This window comes from Sphingorhabdus sp. EL138 (genome assembly GCF_945862485.1).
Lineage (GTDB): Bacteria > Pseudomonadota > Alphaproteobacteria > Sphingomonadales > Sphingomonadaceae > Sphingorhabdus_B.
Genome location: NZ_CAMAYF010000001.1, coordinates 70,476 through 88,450 on the forward strand (window position 1 = coordinate 70,476; position 17,975 = coordinate 88,450).

Annotated in this window: 20 protein-coding genes; 6 read left to right on the forward strand and 14 right to left on the reverse strand. The window is 56.7% G+C overall.

Going from position 1 to position 17,975, the window contains the following annotated elements; translation table 11 throughout:
• The first annotated feature begins 14 nt into the window (after positions 1–14).
• The 4 genes from Q0O33_RS00380 to gmk all read left to right on the forward strand — a co-directional run bounded on the left by Q0O33_RS00380 (position 15) and on the right by gmk (position 2,831).
• A complete protein-coding gene (locus Q0O33_RS00380) occupies positions 15–491 on the forward strand; it encodes a ClpXP protease specificity-enhancing factor SspB (RefSeq protein ID WP_295494925.1) in 477 nt (158 codons plus the stop codon).
• Positions 488–1,876, forward strand: coding sequence for a class II fumarate hydratase (gene fumC / locus Q0O33_RS00385; RefSeq protein WP_295494536.1), 1,389 nt, complete (start codon positions 488–490; stop codon positions 1,874–1,876). The genes Q0O33_RS00380 and fumC overlap by 4 nt, the downstream gene beginning before the upstream one ends.
• Before the next feature lie 37 nt (positions 1,877–1,913).
• Positions 1,914–2,108 (forward strand): hypothetical protein, encoded by a 195-nt coding sequence (locus tag Q0O33_RS00390; RefSeq protein ID WP_295494538.1) that lies wholly within the window; start codon positions 1,914–1,916, stop codon positions 2,106–2,108.
• 69 nt (positions 2,109–2,177) lie between these two features.
• Positions 2,178–2,831, forward strand: a complete 654-nt coding sequence (gmk, locus tag Q0O33_RS00395; protein WP_295494541.1) for a guanylate kinase — start codon at positions 2,178–2,180, stop codon at positions 2,829–2,831.
• Here the strand turns inward: gmk and Q0O33_RS00400 are convergent.
• From Q0O33_RS00400 to crcB, 7 genes are all read right to left on the reverse strand, one after another.
• The gene (locus Q0O33_RS00400) at positions 2,828–3,304 is read right to left on the reverse strand and encodes a DUF3429 domain-containing protein (protein WP_295494544.1); all 477 of its coding nucleotides are present in this window, start codon (positions 3,302–3,304) and stop codon (positions 2,828–2,830) included. The two genes, gmk and Q0O33_RS00400, sit on opposite strands and share 4 nt — an antisense overlap.
• Before the next feature lie 66 nt (positions 3,305–3,370).
• A complete protein-coding gene (locus tag Q0O33_RS00405; protein ID WP_295494546.1) occupies positions 3,371–4,072 on the reverse strand; it encodes an ATP12 family protein in 702 nt (233 codons plus the stop codon).
• Positions 4,069–4,308 carry a hypothetical protein gene (locus Q0O33_RS00410; protein WP_295494548.1) on the reverse strand — a complete coding sequence of 80 codons (240 nt, stop codon included), beginning with the start codon at positions 4,306–4,308 and terminating at the stop codon, positions 4,069–4,071. The genes Q0O33_RS00405 and Q0O33_RS00410 overlap by 4 nt, the downstream gene beginning before the upstream one ends.
• Positions 4,305–4,967 carry an HAD-IA family hydrolase gene (locus Q0O33_RS00415; protein ID WP_295494551.1) on the reverse strand — a complete coding sequence of 221 codons (663 nt, stop codon included), beginning with the start codon at positions 4,965–4,967 and terminating at the stop codon, positions 4,305–4,307. The genes Q0O33_RS00410 and Q0O33_RS00415 overlap by 4 nt, the downstream gene beginning before the upstream one ends.
• Entirely contained in the window at positions 4,964–5,563 is a 600-nt protein-coding gene (locus tag Q0O33_RS00420) for an FMN-binding negative transcriptional regulator (protein ID WP_295494554.1), read from the reverse strand. The genes Q0O33_RS00415 and Q0O33_RS00420 overlap by 4 nt, the downstream gene beginning before the upstream one ends.
• Positions 5,563–6,816, reverse strand: coding sequence for an RluA family pseudouridine synthase (locus tag Q0O33_RS00425; RefSeq protein ID WP_295494557.1), 1,254 nt, complete (start codon positions 6,814–6,816; stop codon positions 5,563–5,565). Before Q0O33_RS00425 ends, Q0O33_RS00420 begins: the two co-directional genes overlap by 1 nt.
• Positions 6,813–7,190 carry a fluoride efflux transporter CrcB gene (gene crcB / locus Q0O33_RS00430; RefSeq protein WP_295494560.1) on the reverse strand — a complete coding sequence of 126 codons (378 nt, stop codon included), beginning with the start codon at positions 7,188–7,190 and terminating at the stop codon, positions 6,813–6,815. Before crcB ends, Q0O33_RS00425 begins: the two co-directional genes overlap by 4 nt.
• A 178-nt stretch (positions 7,191–7,368) precedes the next feature.
• On the opposite strand from crcB, the gene Q0O33_RS00435 reads away from it, so the two are divergent.
• Both Q0O33_RS00435 and acnA read left to right on the forward strand, forming a co-directional pair.
• Entirely contained in the window at positions 7,369–7,554 is a 186-nt protein-coding gene (locus Q0O33_RS00435; RefSeq protein WP_295494563.1) for a hypothetical protein, read from the forward strand.
• Positions 7,555–7,946: 392 nt separating this feature from the next.
• The gene (gene acnA / locus Q0O33_RS00440) at positions 7,947–10,622 is read left to right on the forward strand and encodes an aconitate hydratase AcnA (RefSeq protein ID WP_295494566.1); all 2,676 of its coding nucleotides are present in this window, start codon (positions 7,947–7,949) and stop codon (positions 10,620–10,622) included.
• Here the strand turns inward: acnA and Q0O33_RS00445 are convergent.
• The 7 genes from Q0O33_RS00445 to ribB all read right to left on the reverse strand — a co-directional run bounded on the left by Q0O33_RS00445 (position 10,619) and on the right by ribB (position 17,903).
• Positions 10,619–11,470: a CoA ester lyase gene (locus Q0O33_RS00445; RefSeq protein WP_295494568.1), complete on the reverse strand. Its 852-nt coding sequence runs from the start codon at positions 11,468–11,470 to the stop codon at positions 10,619–10,621. The two genes, acnA and Q0O33_RS00445, sit on opposite strands and share 4 nt — an antisense overlap.
• Before the next feature lie 36 nt (positions 11,471–11,506).
• Positions 11,507–11,953: a MaoC family dehydratase gene (locus Q0O33_RS00450; RefSeq protein WP_295494570.1), complete on the reverse strand. Its 447-nt coding sequence runs from the start codon at positions 11,951–11,953 to the stop codon at positions 11,507–11,509.
• A gap of 100 nt (positions 11,954–12,053) precedes the next feature.
• Positions 12,054–13,916 carry an acetyl/propionyl/methylcrotonyl-CoA carboxylase subunit alpha gene (locus Q0O33_RS00455; protein ID WP_295494574.1) on the reverse strand — a complete coding sequence of 621 codons (1,863 nt, stop codon included), beginning with the start codon at positions 13,914–13,916 and terminating at the stop codon, positions 12,054–12,056.
• Positions 13,913–14,404, reverse strand: a complete 492-nt coding sequence (locus Q0O33_RS00460; RefSeq protein WP_295494577.1) for a DUF559 domain-containing protein — start codon at positions 14,402–14,404, stop codon at positions 13,913–13,915. The genes Q0O33_RS00455 and Q0O33_RS00460 overlap by 4 nt, the downstream gene beginning before the upstream one ends.
• Positions 14,401–16,002 (reverse strand): carboxyl transferase domain-containing protein, encoded by a 1,602-nt coding sequence (locus Q0O33_RS00465; protein ID WP_295494579.1) that lies wholly within the window; start codon positions 16,000–16,002, stop codon positions 14,401–14,403. Before Q0O33_RS00465 ends, Q0O33_RS00460 begins: the two co-directional genes overlap by 4 nt.
• Before the next feature lie 180 nt (positions 16,003–16,182).
• On the reverse strand, positions 16,183–16,602 hold the full coding sequence (gene ribH, locus Q0O33_RS00470) for a 6,7-dimethyl-8-ribityllumazine synthase (protein ID WP_295494582.1): 420 nt from the start codon (positions 16,600–16,602) through the stop codon (positions 16,183–16,185).
• Entirely contained in the window at positions 16,602–17,903 is a 1,302-nt protein-coding gene (gene ribB, locus Q0O33_RS00475; protein WP_295494585.1) for a 3,4-dihydroxy-2-butanone-4-phosphate synthase, read from the reverse strand. Before ribB ends, ribH begins: the two co-directional genes overlap by 1 nt.
• Positions 17,904–17,975 lie beyond the last annotated feature (72 nt).

The following is a 17,975-nucleotide window of genomic DNA, read 5'->3' on the forward strand; positions in this document are numbered from 1 at the left end:
TCCACCTAGTGGCGATGACCGAAGAGCATGTTGATAGCCTGATTCCTTATGATGACGTTGTGCAAGAGGCATTGCGCGCCGTGGTGGGCCGTGTGCTCGGCAATGTTGCGCGCGATGGCCTACCGGGCGAACATCATTTCTACATTACTTTCAAGACGCAAGCCCCCGGCGTTTCTATTCCGCAACATCTGCATGAACGCTTCCCTGACGAAATGACCATTGTGCTCCAGCACAAATATTGGGACCTGAAGGTGGAAGCCGAACATTTCGAAGTTGGCCTGTCTTTCAATCAAATCCCATCGCATCTTTTCATCCCTTATTCCGCGATCACGGCCTTTGTGGACCCAGCGGTGGACTTCGCGCTGCAATTCCATGTGGACGCGGGCGAAAGCGCGTCTAAACAGCATGAAGAAGCCGGTAATGACGGCCCCTCCGTCGTCATCGAAGATGGTTCCAACGTCGTCAGTGTGGACTTCGGACGGAAAAAGTGACGGGGCAAGCCCGCACGGAAACTGACAGTTTTGGACCAATCGATGTCCCTGCAGATGCCTATTGGGGCGCGCAGACGCAGCGGAGCATCGCCAACTTCCCCTTCCCCGCGCATGAACGCATGCCGATGGGTATTATCTACGCTTTAGCATTGGTAAAGCAGGCCGCCTCGCGGGTTAACCGTAAGCATGGACTAGACTCGGCGCTGGCTGACGCCATCGAAGCGGCGGCAGCAGAAGTCGTCGCTGGCGAGCATGACAATCAATTCCCGCTGACCATCTGGCAAACCGGCAGCGGCACGCAGTCGAACATGAATGTAAACGAGGTGATTGCCGGACGCGCGAATGAAATGCTGACGGGGAGGCGGGGCGGCAAATCGCCAGTGCATCCCAACGATCATGTGAATATGTCGCAGTCGTCGAATGACAGCTTTCCAACGGCGATGCATGTGGCCATTGCCATGGCGGCACGCGATCAATTATTAAAGGCCGTAAGAGGGCTGGCAGCAGCTTTTGCGGTGCATAGCGAAAATTGGGCCCATATCGTCAAGATCGGACGCACGCATCTGCAAGATGCCACGCCGTTGACATTGGGGCAGGAGTTTTCGGCCTATGTCGCCATGCTCGGTGACAGCGCCGACCGGATTATTGGCATATGGCCCCGGCTTTCGCGGCTGGCACAAGGTGGGACTGCAGTTGGTACTGGCCTAAACGCGCCGCAGGATTTCGGTACAGATTTCTGCACGGAGTTGTCCGCATTGACTGGAGGCGTACCATGGGTCAGCGCGCCGAACAAATTCGAGGCTTTGGCGTCGCACGACACGTTGGTCGAAATGTCCGCCATATTCAATACGCTCGCAGTCTCGCTGACCAAGATCGCCAATGACATCCGCTTGTTGGGGTCCGGCCCGCGCTCCGGACTTGGCGAGCTCATTCTGCCCGAAAATGAACCGGGCAGCTCGATCATGCCCGGCAAGGTCAACCCGACGCAATGCGAAATGCTGACGATGGTGGCCGCACAAGTTATCGGCAATCATCAGGCGGTGACGATTGGCGGACTGCAGGGGCATTTGCAGTTGAATGTGTTTAAGCCATTGATCGGCGCAAATGTCCTACGTTCGATTGAACTGTTGACCATTGGCATGGACAGCTTCGCCACCAACTGCGTCGCTGGCCTTGAACCCGACCGCGCGCGTATCGCGGACTTGCTCGATCGCTCGCTCATGCTCGTCACCGCACTTGCCCCCATCATTGGTTACGACAATGCCGCGAAAATCGCGAAACAGGCACATCGCGACGGAACGACGCTGCGCGAAGCCGCATTGGCATCCGGTCTGGTTGACGCAGCCACTTTCGATACCCATGTTCGAGCAGAAGACATGGTTTAAGGCATGTCATGTCGTCACGTTTAACGGGAAACATCTCATGTTAAAATCCATCGCAGGGGCCGTTATCGGCGAAACCATCGGTCGCAAGCAGGGTCATGGCTTGCTGGGCGCGGGCATTGGTCTGCTGGCCACGCGGATAGCGACGCGTTCCATTCCAGGCTTATTGCTGGTCGGCGGCGCAATTGCAGCCAAAACTATTTATGACAAACGCAAAGAGCGTAAGGACGCCTAACCCGCTTTTGCCGTCCACGGACTGCGCTTCCCTCTTGACGCCGCCCTGCCCTTTCGCGCAGTAGCGGCTATGGCCCATAAAGACCCACACAAGCCGTATGAATTGGAACGCCGCGGCCTTCTGCTCGTCCTTTCGTCGCCCTCCGGTGCTGGCAAATCCACGCTTTCGCGTATGCTTTTGGATGCGGATGACAAAATCGCTTTATCGGTCTCCTACACCACCCGCCCTCCCCGCCCCGGCGAGATTGAAGGTGTGCATTATCATTTCACGGATGTCGCAACATTCAAACAAATGGCAGCAGACGGGGAATTTCTGGAATGGGCGCATGTCTTTGGCAACCGTTATGGCACGCCCAAAGGCCCTGTGGAGGAAAAGCTTGCGGCAGGTTGCGATGTTCTGTTCGACATCGATTGGCAAGGCGCGCAGCAATTATATCAAGAGGCCGGACCGGATGTCGTCCGCGTGTTCATCTTGCCACCATCTATCGAAGAACTGGAGCGCCGATTATTCAGCCGCGCGCAGGACAGCGAATCCGTCATTTCCGATCGCATGAGCCGCGCAAAGGCCGAAATCGGGCATTGGGATGGCTATGATTATGTGCTCATCAACGATGATGTGCAGGCCTGTTTTGAAAAAGTACGGCAGATACTCGCCGCCGAACGCATGAAAAGGCGGCGGCAAAAGGGCCTTATCGGCTTCGTACGCGATCTCGCCGCGTCTTAAGCCAACCCAGCCAGCAACAGGGTCAATCCGCCCAGCCCAAGCGACAAATGCCAGCGCAGCTGCATCCAGCCCATAGGCAAGGCACAACGTGCACCCAGCCAGCGATCCCCCAAGGGCGATAGCAGCAGGAAAAACCCAAGCCACGCCAACGACGGGCCGGGCCATTCCCAACCCAAAATCCACGGCACATAGGTAGCCAGCGCCAGCAAGCTGGGCGCAACGGCCAGCGCGAAAATGCCATTGGCGGACGCATCATCTGTGCGCGTGGTCATGCCAAGCGCCCACCACATGCCGCCGATAAAGCTGAAAATAAAGGCGGCATAGCCATACGCCAAGGCAAGGCCAGTCCATTGATAATCGGAACCCGATAGCACCATAATGGCGGCAATGACCTGCGGCAATAATCCGGCATAGCCCGCGATAAAGGCAGCCTTGGGAATGGGGCGTAGGGTGAAAGTTGCGCTATCGGTCATGGCTTTTTCCTTAAATGCACCGCGCGATTACACGCTGCACAAAACCCCCGTGAGATGGGTATTCACCTATGTTCCGGACGTCAGCAGGTCAAGAAAGCGTGCGGCCGCCATAAATTCGCCTTCGCGGTCACTGCGGTTTTTCTGCGCCCAATGGTCGGCGCCCCATAACTCTTCCTGCCAATATTCATCGAGGCAGGCGGCGTTCCAAATATCTTCGGGCGTGCCTGCGCGCTCAATCACCGCCAAGGTGGCAACGAGCGACCCCGACAAATGCGCAAGCTTCGCCATCGCCGCCAGCTCAAATGCTCCGCGTCTAGCGACCACGCCGCGCAATATCTCCAGCGTTGCGACGGGTTGCAGCTGGTGCATGATGCCTTCGACAATCACAAAGCTAATGTCATATCGACCCTGCGCCCAATGCAGCCAAGGGTCCCAAATCTGTGCCTGCCGGTCGGCCAAAGCTTCACCAGCCGCCGCGCGATAACAAAAAAGGTCTGTCTCACCATAAGCGGCAATGGCGGCGGCAAAGCCCGCATGATCCGGCGCAATCCGGTCAATGGCGGCATTGGCAAAGCCCGTCACGGGCATCAATATCGGGTTAAGCGTTTTTTCCACCGCCTCCCACTCGGCCACGACTGCGTCCGCCATTTTCTGCGTCGGCAGCGCAAGCGCATTACCCGTGGGTGTCTTTACCGGACGCCCATCGAGCCGGACAGCTTGGCCCAATGGCGTGGGCTCAAGCGTAACCTCTTTCCAAAACCGCCTCATTGATCCGGCTTACTTTTCCATCTTTTGGAAAGGAATACAGGTACAAGGAGAAAGTCGAGCATACCAAGCAGAAACAACACATACCCCGCCGCCTTGGGGATACCAAACGCCTCCCGCGCAATGGCGGCAAGGCCCACCACCAATAAGACGGCGCCTGTGATCCGGCAAAGGTTAATGACCAAAAAGCGATATTGTGCCTGCATTTCTGCGCGGGCCTTGTCGTCCATTGGCGTCATGCAAAATCCTTTAGATAGGCCTTCAGATCATCCATGCTTTCGGCGATATAGTCCGCGCCTGCTTCGCGCAACTCTGCAACTTTGTGATAGCCCCAATTTACGCCCACCGTTCGCGTTCCGGCGGCGCGGCCCATATGAATGTCATACACCGTATCACCAATAACCACCGCATTGCATGCGTCCGCGTCGGCATCGGCCAAGGCCTGATACACCATTGACGGGTGCGGTTTGGACGGATGGCTGTCGGCGGTTTGCAGCGTCACAAACAGGCCCTTAATCGCATGATGGTCCAAACAGCGGATCAGCCCGCGATCTGACTTGCCTGTAGCCACGCCCAACATCCACCCGTCTTCGTCCAATTCCGACAATAAGGCCGCTATACCGTCATAAAGCGGTTCGTCGACGAGGCCATTGTTGCGCAATGTCAGGAACGCCGCGCGATACTGTTCGGCCAAATCATCATGGGTTTTGGCATCGGCATGGGGCAACAACACCCGCATCGATTCCACCAAAGACAGTCCAACCACGCGCCGTATATCGTGCCGCAGCGGTGGCGGATGCCCCGCGCCTTCAAACGCATGCTCCATCGCCATGCAAATATTGGCCTGACTGTCGACCAAAGTCCCGTCGCAATCAAATATGGCAAGCTTCACCGTCACGGCAGATGGCGCATCACATCAGCAATATCGGGCTTGCCCGCTTGCGCGGCCCCGTCGGCAGCGGCATTGCGTGCGGCGTCGGGTTTATTTTGTCCTAATTTGCGCGTGCCGCGCCACGCGGTGATGTCCATATGAAAGCCCAATATGCCCCGAAGCATCTTTTCAAAATAACCATCGGCCATTTTCGACCGATCCCAAAGCGGCTTTGGCGCCAATTTCGTTTCCTGAAATAGGCTCAGCGCATCGGATTGGGCGATCAGCTCAGCTGCGTCCATTTGGCGCATATTGCCCTGCATCTCTGCTGCGCAATAGTTCCAAGTGGGCACTTGATTATCCATGCCATACCAATCCGGGCTGATATACCCGTCCGGACCGTTGACAACAAACAAGGCTTCCGCGCCATCCAGATATTGGGTCATCGCGTTGTTGCGCGCGATATGAAAACCAATGCGGTTTTCTGCCAAAAAAACGAAGGGCAGATGGGCAACGCGCGGCCCCTCCGGGGTCGCCAAAAAAATCGTGCCAAACCCTATATCCTGCGCAAAAGCGCGCAGCGCGTCAAGATCTTCCCAAGCAAAGGCGGCGTTCGGGTGCATTAAGCATTGGTCCTTGGTGCAGCCTTCTTCTTCACAGGTGCCCTCTTTGCTGGCGCTTTTCCAGCGACGGCTTTCTTGATCACAGGCTTTTTCGCCGCGATTTTCTTGCCAGCGGCCATTTGGCTGCGTTTATTATCCTTGGGCTTGTCGGCCACCGAACCACGCGAGCGGCGTTCACCCTTGCGTTCTTTGCGCGCAGACTTGGCGATATTGGCCGCAACGCGTTTCTTGCCTTCGGCGGTTTCGCTGAATTTGGGTGCGTCGAGCACTAAGGCATCGCCCATTTCAATGTCGAAGCCCAAATCGTCAAAGCTGGCCGCCATATGCGGTGGCAAATCGGCGCGGACATCAATTTGATGGCCCGAAGGGTGGTCAATGCGGATGCGGCGGGCGTGGAGATGCATTTTACGGCTGATCGTGCCCGTTAGAAACGCTTCCTTGCCGCCATATTTGCCGTCGCCGACAATCGGGTGGCCAATCGCCGCCATATGCACACGCAACTGATGGGTGCGGCCTGTATAAGGTTGCAATTCGACCCATGCAGTTGCGTTGCCCGCGCGTTCAACAATACGATAGCGGGTGCGCGCGGATTGCCCGTCTTTTTCATCGACATGCATTTTTTCGCCGCCGCTGCCCGGTTGCTTGCCAATGGGCAGGTCAATGAAGCCATCGGCAATGTCCGGCACGCCCACGACCAAAGCCCAATATACCTTGCGCGCGGTGCGCGATGAAAATGCCTTAGCAAAATGCCCCGCCGAACGCGATGTCCGCGCCAAAAGCAACGCGCCCGATGTATCCTTGTCCAATCGGTGGACAAGCTTTGGCCGGCTATCAAGCTCAAAGCCCAAGGCATCCAGCAGGCCATCGACATGGTTCTCGGTCTTGGTTCCGCCCTGTGTCGCCAACCCTGCCGGCTTGTTGATCACCAAGGCGGCATCATCCTTGTGGATGACCATGCTCAGCGCGAATTCCATTTCGTCTTCGGTCAGGTCACGGCGCTTACGCACCGGCCGCGCGCTGGAGGACGCAGAACTGTCCGCAGGCGGAACGCGCAATGTCTGGCCCGCCAGCAACCGAACACCCGGTGTGGCCCGCTTGCCATCGACGCGCAATTGCCCCGTGCGCGCCCAGCGCGACACGATGTTGAACGACGCGTCGGGCAAATGCCGCTTGAACCAACGGTCCAACCGTATGCCATCATCATCGGGGGCCACGACAAATTGCCGTATGCCTTTTTCGTCTTGCTTACTCATGCCCAAATTGCCTTTGCTATCGCCATCCCAGCGAACACTGCGCCAAGCGCCAATAACACCGACGCCAGCGCATATAGGGCCGCTAGGCCCATCTGCCCGCGTTGCACCATCTGCGCCATTTCCAATGAGAAGGCGCTGAAGGTCGTAAACCCGCCCAAAACGCCGACACCCAGAAACAGACGCAACGGTTCCGCCGCATTGTCCCCACGCAGCAGCCATAATGCCAATATGCCCATGCACAGCCCGCCAACGACATTTGCGGCAAAGGTCGGCCACGGCCAACCAGCCGCGCCGACCGGCAAGGCGCGAGACAGGCCATAACGCAAGCCTGCGCCCATGGCTCCACCCGACATGACAAGGATGATGGGGTTCATATCCGCGCTGTAGCGGCGGTGAATGTTAAAAGCCAGCCAAAGGAAACGGGCAGGCGTCAGCCTAAACACGACGGAACGAAATCCATCACGCCTCGCCGACGCACAGGAAACATGATAGGCACTTCATCTTCGCGCGCACGACGCCCAGCCGCGCCATAAAATGTTCTAAGGAAAATGCATGATCCCCTTTGTCACTATGACTGACGCGCGTGGCCAAAAAATCTCGGTCAATCCCGAAATTGTTCAATTTGTCCGCGCCGCCGACAATGCGCAGGATGAATGCTTGATCGTATTTGGAAAGGATCAATTGCTCCGCGTGTGCGGCAGCCTCGATGAAGTCACCGACGCCTTACGCCACGGCTAATCGCGGGACGCACCCGCGCGGCATAAATACGCCTTTGATGGGTTAGGACGCGATTTGTAACTATCTGGAATGTAGTAAGACGTTTGTTTTGTGCGATTTTTATCGGAAACGACAGTCGCCCCAGCCACACACATCGCGTCACCTTGAACTTGTTTCAGGGTCTTAATTCGTTTCCCACTTCGCTTTATCCTTCATCACGCCCCCCTTCCCTGACCAGCAATTTTACCCCGCCCCACCTTGCACGCCTACTCCATAAGCGCTAAGGCGCGGCCAGCAAACGAATCTCCCGCTTTTACGCTGGTTTGACGCGCGTTTCATGGGTTGCAGCAAGCGCCTACCGTGTCGTCTTCCCCATCCGGCCAAAAGCCCAAATTTTAAGGGATTATGAAAACATGACCGCAATCGGATTAGACAGCCTGCAAACCCGTTCCACCTTGACCGCTGGCGGCAAGACGGTGGATTATTTCTCGATCAAAAAAGTCTCGGAGAAATTGGGCGATGTATCGCGCCTGCCTTTTTCGATGAAGGTATTGCTCGAAAACCTGCTCCGTTTTGAAGATGGCGGCTTTACCGTTTCGGTGGAGGATGTGCAGGCGTTGATCGATTGGCAGAAGGACGCCAAGTCGGATCGCGAAATTCAATATCGCCCTGCCCGCGTGTTGTTGCAGGATTTCACCGGCGTGCCATGCGTGGTTGATCTGGCCGCCATGCGCGATGCGATGACCGCGTTGAAGGCGGACCCATCGAAGATTAATCCGCTCGTGCCTGTGCATCTGGTTATCGACCATAGCGTCATGGTCGATGAATTCGGCCACCCTAAGGCGGCGGAGCAGAATGTTGAAATCGAATATCAACGCAATGCGGAACGTTATGACTTCCTGAAATGGGGTTCCAAGTCGCTCAACAATTTCAAGGCTGTCCCTCCCGGCACCGGCATTTGCCATCAGGTTAATCTGGAGCATATTGCGCAGGCCGTTTGGACAAGCGCAGGCGCTGACGGCGCGACCATTGCGTATCCCGACACCTGCGTGGGTACAGACAGCCACACGACGATGATTAACGGCCTTGGCGTCCTTGGCTGGGGCGTTGGCGGGATTGAGGCTGAGGCCGCGATGCTTGGCCAGCCAGTGTCCATGCTGATCCCCGAAGTTGTTGGTTTCAAGCTGACCGGCGCGTTGGCCGAGGGCGTGACCGCGACGGACCTAGTGTTGACCGCAACGCAAATGCTGCGCGCCAAGGGCGTGGTTGGCCGCTTTGTCGAATATTATGGCCCTGGCCTTGCATCGCTTAGCCTTGCCGACCGTGCAACCTTGGCAAATATGGCGCCCGAATATGGCGCAACCTGTGGCTTCTTTGGCATTGATGAAAAGACCATCGAATATCTGCGCCTGACCGGCCGTGATGAGGACCAGATTGCACTGGTCGAGGCCTATGCCAAGGAACAGGGCCTATGGGCCTATGCCGATATGGCCGACCCGATTTTCACTGACACGCTGGAATTGGATATGGGCAGCGTTGTTCCGTCGCTTGCCGGCCCTAAGCGCCCGCAGGACAAGGTTGTCCTCACGCAAGTCGACAATGTGTTCAACGACGATCTGATCAACGTTTACAAGCATGCCAGCGCCAAGCGCGTCGCGGTTGAGGGCAAGACACATGATATTGGCGATGGCGATGTCGTGATTGCGGCAATCACCAGCTGCACTAACACATCAAACCCAAGCGTATTGGTCGCCGCCGGATTGGTGGCGCGTAAGGCCAATGCCTTTGGCTTGCGTCCGAAGCCATGGGTAAAAACCTCACTCGCGCCTGGAAGCCAAGTTGTGACCGATTATCTCGATCGTGCCGGATTGACGGCCGATCTGGACGCGGTCGGCTTTAACTTGGTCGGCTATGGCTGCACCACCTGCATCGGTAACTCCGGTCCATTGGCGGAGCCTATTTCGGCAGCGATTAACGGCCATGACATTGTTGCCGCCTCGGTCATTTCGGGCAACCGCAACTTTGAAGGCCGCGTGTCCCCTGATGTCCGCGCCAACTTCTTGGCCTCACCGCCTTTGGTGGTCGCCTACGCGCTCAAGGGCACTGTGACCGAAGACTTCACAACGACGCCGATTGGCCAAGCGACCGACGGTTCAGACGTCTATTTGCGCGATATCTGGCCAACTAACCAAGAGGTGCATGATGTCATGACCGCAAACATCGACCGTTCGATGTTCACCGCACGTTATGCCAAGGTCTATGAAGGCGATGCGCATTGGCAGAAGATTCAAGTCGAAGGTTCGGACACCTACACATGGCGCGCCGGATCGACCTATGTCGCCAATCCGCCGTATTTTGAAGGGATGAGCATGACGCCCGCGCCGGTGATGGACATCATCGAGGCAAAGCCGCTGGCGATCTTGGGCGATTCCATTACCACCGACCATATCTCGCCTGCTGGAAGCATCAAGGCCGACAGCCCTGCTGGTAAATTCCTTATGGAACACCAAGTCAGCAAGGCAGACTTTAACAGCTACGGCGCGCGCCGCGGCCACCATGAAGTCATGATGCGCGGCACCTTCGCCAATATCCGCATCAAGAACGAAATGGTCCCCGGCATCGAAGGCGGCATGAGCAGCTACCAAGGCGAAGTCATGCCCATTTACGATGCCGCCATGAAGCATAAAGCCGACGGCACGCCCTTGGTGGTCATCGCTGGAAAGGAATATGGCACCGGCTCTTCGCGCGATTGGGCGGCAAAGGGCACCAACCTGCTCGGCGTCCGCGCCGTTATCGTCGAAAGCTTCGAACGCATCCACCGTTCAAACTTGGTCGGCATGGGCGTGTTGCCACTGCAATTCATGGACGGCGAAAGCCGGACGACCTTGGGCCTGACCGCGGATGATAGCTTCACAATCACCAGCGTCGGAAAGCTTCAGCCACGCCAGACGGTAACCGTTATGGTCACCCGCAAGGACGGCTCAACGTTCAATTTCGACACGCTCTGCCGCATCGACACCGCGAACGAAGTCGAATATTTCATGAACGGTGGCATTCTGCACTATGTGTTGCGGAAACTAGCGGCCTAAGCCCTTGAGAGGATCGACAGCGCCGCTTTCAAATGCGGCGCGTCGATCATTTTGCCGTCCAGTTGCAACACGCCTGCGCCCGGATTGGCCGCGAACACATCAACGATGGACTGGGCATGCGCAAGCTGCGCTGACGAAGGCGTAAAGCCCGCGTTTATTACCGCCACCTGCGACGGATGAATGGCAAGCATGCCGGTGAAACCATCGCGCGCCGCACGGCCAACATACGCGGCAAGACCATCCTGATCACTGATGTACGGAAACACCGTATCAATCGCCGCAACGCCGGCGGCATGCGCTGCAAAAAGCGTGAGCGACCGGACCATTTCAAATGGTGCCGTATAGCTGCCGTCTACCTCACGCGCGGTCACTGCACCAACCGAGGCAGGCAAATCCTCTGCGCCCCAGCTAACACCAGCCAGATAATGTGCAACCTCACGCAAGGTCCCGAGGTCGAACACCGCACCTGGCGTTTCGGTCGCGATTGGCAAGATCGGCGGTGCCTCGCCGTCCTGACTGTCCGCAACTGCCGCTGCTTCGGCGCGTAGCCAATTGATTGAGCGCGCGCCCTCTGTCTTTGGCAAGACAATAGCATCGGGCATATAAGGCAACACCGAAGCAAGGTCGTCATGCGTTAGATGGCTATCCTGCGGGTTGACGCGGACAAACACCGGCACCGGCCGATCGCCGGAAAGATACTCCGCCGCCGCTTCGCGCGCGACAATTTTGCGGTCTAACCCGACTGAGTCTTCAAGGTCGATAATAATCGCATCAGCCCCGCTGGCGGCGGCCTTGGCAAAGCGGTCAGGCCGGTCACCCGGGACGAAAAGGAGGGAACGCAGTTTCATGCGGGCATTATGCCCTGCACCGGAGGTTATGGCAATCTATGCCTTTTTCAGCAACGCGGCCCGTTCCGTTTGGCAAACAAGTTCATCACGTTGATTGAGGCATCGGTGCAGGAACGTCACCACCCCCGCATCAGGTCGTGATTTGCTCTCCTTAAGCGCAATGACTTCGGTTTCCGCGCGCAGGGTATCACCGATGAACACGGGCTTGGGCATTACCAATTTATCATAGCCCAGATTGGCTACCAACGTGCCAAGCGTCGTATCCCCCACCGATAGCCCCACCATCAACGCAAAAGTGAAGGTGCCGTTTACGAGAATTTGCCCAAACTCACTGGCCTTGGCTGCCTCCGCATCAATGTGCAGCGGTTGCGGGTTATGCGTCATGACCGAGAACAGCAGATTGTCTGTCTCCGTCACCGTGCGACGGATTTCGTGGGCGATGCTATCGCCAATGTGCCATTCGTTGAAATATTTGCCTGCCATTATTGTTGCCTTTTGTCCATCATCACCAATACCTCCCCGGAACGGGGAGGGGGACCGCCAGCCAAAGGCTGGTGGTGGAGCTGTTGCTTCAGTATCTCAGTCACTCCACCACCTCTATCCGCACCAACAACGCCTCAACCTGCACCTGTGCACCCGTCTCCGCATTCAACTCAGCCACCACGCCATCAAACGGCGCTGTGAGGCTATGTTCCATCTTCATCGCCTCAAGCGTGACGAGTTTTTGGCCCTTGGTCACGCGATCACCCACAGCGACATCAACCGCGATGATCCGGCCCGGCATGGGCGACAGGATGTCGCCATCATAAGCCGATGCATGGGTACCGCCTGCATAGCGATAAGGTTCCACCCACCAAGTCTGACCGTTCCCAGTCTGGAAGAAGCCCTTTGGCGGGTCTTGGCTAAAAACGAACGGCCTTGGATCGACATACGCAAGTATCGGAATTTCGACTATTGTCGCAATGCCGTCGACCGACAAGACAGCCTTATGATTGCGATCCCGGTTAAGGCGGAAGCCCGCAACTGCCTGATTGGTATATTGTTCTGCGCTCCGCGCCAAATAATATGTGTCGGGGGCCTCGTCGGGAATCAACGCATCGCCCGCGCGCTGCAGAAGGCCGGTATCGATATTGCCCGAGGCAAAATCAGGATGTTCAAGCGCGTTGATAAGAAACGCGGCATTGTTTTTAACCGGCCAAATTTTACTATCGTTCAAAGCCCATGCCAGCGACCGTATCGCGCCTGCGCGGTCCAAATCATGGGCTATCATTTTGGCAATCATCGGGTCGTAAAACGGCGACACCTCGGATCCTTGGCACACGCCACTGTCGATACGGACACTGCCATCGAGCTCGAAAAATTCGAGTCTGCCAACGCTCGGCAAGAAGCCTTTCGCCGGGTCTTCGGCATAGAGTCTCGCTTCGATGGCATGACCATCAATGGATAACTCGTCCTGCCGAAGCGGAAGCGGCTCTCCGCTAGCGACGCGCAATTGCCATTCAACAAGGTCAACGCCCGTGATTTCCTCCGTCACAGGATGCTCCACCTGCAAACGCGTGTTCATTTCCATAAACCAGACGAGGTCTGGGTCGATGAAACCCTTGGAAGAATCGGCGATGAATTCAATCGTGCCTGCGCCGACATAATTTACCGCCTTTGCTGCGCGGACAGCAGCGCCACAAATCAGCTCGCGGGTATACGGCGTCATGCCCGGCGCGGGGGCTTCTTCAATTACCTTTTGATGACGGCGTTGCAGCGAACAATCGCGTTCGAACAAATGGACTATGTTGCCATGGGTGTCGCCAAACACCTGCACCTCAATATGGCGCGGGCGCTGAATATATTTCTCGATCAACACATGCGCGTTACCGAATGATGCGCTGGCCTCCCGCTGGCACGAAGCAAGCGCGTCGATGAAGTCACCCGCCTCGTCGACCTTGCGCATCCCCTTCCCGCCGCCGCCAGCGACCGCCTTGATCAGCACGGGATAGCCAATTTCGGTGGCGCGCTCGGCGAGGAAATCTGGGTCTTGGTTATCCCCCATATAGCCTGGGGTGACGGGCACGCCCGCTTCGGCCATCAATTTTTTGGCGGCGTCCTTCAGACCCATGGCAGTGATGCTGGCGGGGCGCGGCCCAACCCAGATCAGCCCTGCGTCAATCACCGCTTGCGCGAATTCCGCATTTTCAGACAGGAAGCCATAGCCCGGATGGATCGCATCTGCACCCGTGGCTTTGGCAGCAGCGATGATCTTATGCCCCGCGAGATAGCTCTCCCGCGCCGGAGACGCCCCGATATGCACCGCCGCATCGGCTTCGCGCACATGCAATGCATGGGCATCCGCGTCCGAATAAACCGCTATTGTGCGTATACCCATGTCACGCGCGGTGCGGATAATCCGGCAAGCAATCTCACCACGATTGGCAATGAGGAGGGATTGGATCATGGTCTCAATCTTTCAAACACCTCCCCGGACCGGGGAGGGGAACCGCCAGCCAAAGGCTGGTGGTGGAGGGGTTGGTGTTCGACGCAAGCGGCAACAATAGTCGCAAGGGCATCTTCAATGCTTTGCAGAACATAAGCCGCAGGCAAGCGTAATAAATGAAATCCGCGTGACTGAAGATAGGTATCACGCTGTGCGTCTCGCTCTGGTCTGTCACCTACTCCATGTGCTTGGCCATCGATTTCAATAGCAAGCCGACATTCAAGGCAAACAAAATCAATGACGACGTCGCTTAGCGGATGCTGACGACGAAATTTATAACCGCCGGGACGCTTGCGCAGTTCGCGCCAAATAAGAACCTCGGGCAGATTACCGGAACGACGCTCGCGCTTTGCAACGGCATAAGCGTTCGATGAGGCGGATAGCACCCCTCCACCATCCTTCGGATGGTCCCCCTCCCCGGTTCGGGGAGGTGCTTGCTGCTCACTCACATCCGGAACACCCCGAAGCGGGGCGCCTCCTCAACTGGCGCATTGAGTGCTGCGGCGAAGGCTAGGCCCAACACATCGCGGGTTTGTGCGGGGTCGATTATGCCATCATCCCAAAGCCGCGAGGTCGCGTAATAAGGGTTGCCTTCATCCTCATATTTCTGACGGATTGGGGACTTGAAGGCTTCGGCTTCCTCCGGCGTCCATTTTTCCGCATCGCGGTGGACGGTGGCGAGGACGGAAGCGGCTTGTTCGCCGCCCATCACCGAAATCCGCGCATTGGGCCAAGTGAATAGAAAGCGTGGGGAATATGCGCGCCCGCACATGCCGTAATTCCCTGCGCCAAAGCTGCCGCCGATAAGGACTGTAATCTTTGGCACGCTCGCGGTGGCGACGGCGGTGACGAGCTTTGCGCCATGCTTGGCAATGCCCTCCGCCTCATATTTGCCGCCAACCATGAAGCCGCTGATATTCTGCAAGAACAAGAGCGGTATCCGCCGTTGGCAGGCAAGTTCAATAAAATGCGCGCCTTTGACGGCGCTTTCGCTAAACAATACGCCGTTATTCGCGAGGATCGCGACGGGCATCCCCCAGATATGCGCAAAGCCGCAGACCAAGGTCGTGCCGTACAGCGCCTTGAACTCATGAAACTCGCTGCCATCGACCAGCCGTGCGATGACTTCGTGGACATCATAAGGCGCACGGACGTCGTCGGGGATGACACCGTACAATTCGTCGGAATCAAATTTGGGTGGGCGTGGTTCTTTGGTATCGATGTCCGGTTTGTGGGTTGACCCTAAATGGCTGACGATATCCCTAACAATAGTCAACGCATGCTCATCATTCTCGGCCACATGATCGACCACACCGGACTTCCGGCCATGCAAGTCGCCACCGCCCAGATCCTCCGCGCTAATCTCTTCCCCCGTTGCGGCCTTCACCAAGGGCGGGCCAGCGAGGAAAATCGTACCTTGGTTGCGAACGATGACGCTTTCGTCTGACATGGCGGGCACATAAGCGCCTCCCGCGGTGCAGCTTCCCATGACACAGGCGATTTGAGGGATGCCTTTGGCGCTCATATTTGCTTGGTTGAAGAAGATGCGCCCGAAATGGTCCCGGTCAGGAAACACCTCGTCCTGATGCGGCAAATTCGCGCCGCCGCTGTCGACAAGATAGATGCACGGCAAGTGGTTCGCCTCGGCGATTTCTTGGGCCCGCAAATGCTTTTTGACCGTCATCGGATAATAAGTGCCGCCTTTTACGGTCGCGTCGTTGCAGACGATCATGCACTGGCGCCCCGAAACGCGGCCGATTCCCGTGATTAGGCCTGCACCCGGAATTTCGCTATCATACAGGTCGCAGGCTGCAAGCTGGCCGATTTCTAGGAAAGGCGAACCGCTATCCAGCAGGCGTTCGACACGCTCACGCGGCAGCAATTTTCCACGAGAAGTATGGCGCTCACGCGACTTCTCATTACCGCCTAACGCAGCTTCGGCGACTTTAGTCCAAAGGTCGTCACGAAGCGCCTGATTGTGGGCACTGCGCGCCTTATACTCTTCGGAATCGGTGTTGATCGACGTTGGCAATACGGGAGCGCTCATGCAGACACTCCGTCATGCTGAACTTGTTTCAGCATCCATTTTTCCTCTCAAGCCCGGCCTTTATAGGCGCGATGGACCCTGAACCACGTTCAGGGTGACGAAGTTTTCAAACTTAAGAGATGTATAGCGCGGAAAGCAAGAAAAGGAATGCGCAACTTTATTACGCAAACCAATTTTTAGTCACCCAAATTTACTTTGCAACGCCAGCAAGGCCATCGCCGCAATGGCGGCCTCCCCGCCCTTGTCCTTTTGTTTAGGGTCGGCGCGTACTATGGCTTGTGCTTCGTTTTCAACGGTCAATATGCCGTTGCCGATGGCGATTCCGTCCATCGTCAACGCCATGATACCGCGTGCGCTTTCACCAGCAACGATTTCAAAATGATAGGTTTCCCCGCGAATAACAACGCCAATGGCGACAAATCCGTCATATATCTGCGCCTCTGCAGCCATCGATATGGTGCCCGGAATTTCGAGCGCGCCGGGCACAGTGATAACCTCAACCTCATGCCCCTTGGCCTTCAACGCTGTCTTCGCACCTGCTACGAGCATGTCGTTCAGATGGTCATAAAACCGTGCTTCAACTATAAGGAATTTTGCCATTACTCGCCTCCGGTGCCGGGGATAGGCCGTTCGCCTACAATGGAAAGGCCATAGCCTTCAAGGCCGACGAGCGTGTGGTGCGTGTTGGTCAGCAATATCATGTCATGCACGCCAAGCTCGGTCAGGATTTGTGCGCCGCCGCCATAGTCGCGCAGTTCCTCAATCTCTGGCGCACCAGCTTGCTTGCCCTCGGCGCGCAACTGCATGAAGCGAGACACAATGCCTTTCATCGGCTTGTTAATGACCACGATCACACCAGCACCTTCCGCGGCAATGGCCTCCATCGAACGTGACAACAGGCCAGAACGCTCATTTTCTTCGCCAAACACATCAACGAACATCGACATGGTATGCATGCGTACCAATGTCGGTTTTTCAGAGTCAATGCGGCCCTTTACCAAAGCAATGGTCTCATCACCCGTCGCCTTGTTGTAAAAGGTCATGGCGGTCCAGTCACCGCCCCAGCGGCTGTTGAACTTCATCTCCGCGCGCTTTTCGACCAAATGGTCATGCTTGCGGCGATAGGCGATCAGGTCGCGGATTGTACCCATCTTGAGGTTGTGCATGCGGGCGAAGGCCACGAGGTCATCCATCCGCGCCATTGTGCCATCGTCTTTCATGATTTCACAAATCACGCCCGACGGGTTGAGACCGGCAAGCCGGCTAATGTCGACAGCCGCTTCAGTATGTCCTGCGCGCACCAGCACGCCGCCATCGCGGGCCGTCAGCGGGAAGACATGACCAGGCGAAACAATGTCGTCAGGCCCCATAGAGGCGTCCACAGCGACGGAAATGGTCCGTGCCCTGTCTGCAGCACTGATGCCCGTCGTGACGCCCTCACGGGCTTCTATGGACACTGTGAAGGCTGTTTGCATGCTTTCGCGGTTCTCGCGCGCCATCGGCGTCAGGCCAAGCTGTTCACAACGTGCCTTGGTCATCGAAAGACAGATGAGGCCACGGCCATGCGTTGCCATGAAATTGATCGCGTCTGGCGTTGCCATTTGCGCCGGAATGATCAGGTCGCCCTCATTTTCCCGGTCCTCATCATCGACGAGGATATACATACGACCATTGCGCGCCTCTTCAATGATTTCCTCAATCGGCACGAGCGCGGGCGTATCGTCGTTGGAGAACAAATAGCTTTCCAACTTACGCAGGGTTTCAGCGGTCGGGTTCCAGCCCGGCTCATCCAAGTCGCGCAAAGTGTTGGCATGAAGGCCAGCAGCGCGGGCTAGGCCGGACCGTGACAAGCCACCGTCGTTGACGAGGCTACGAAGTTTAGTAATCAATTGTATGCTCATGATTCGTTATTTTCACATCATGATGTGATTGTCAAAGTGCATATTCACATCAATGTGAACAATTAGGAAAAT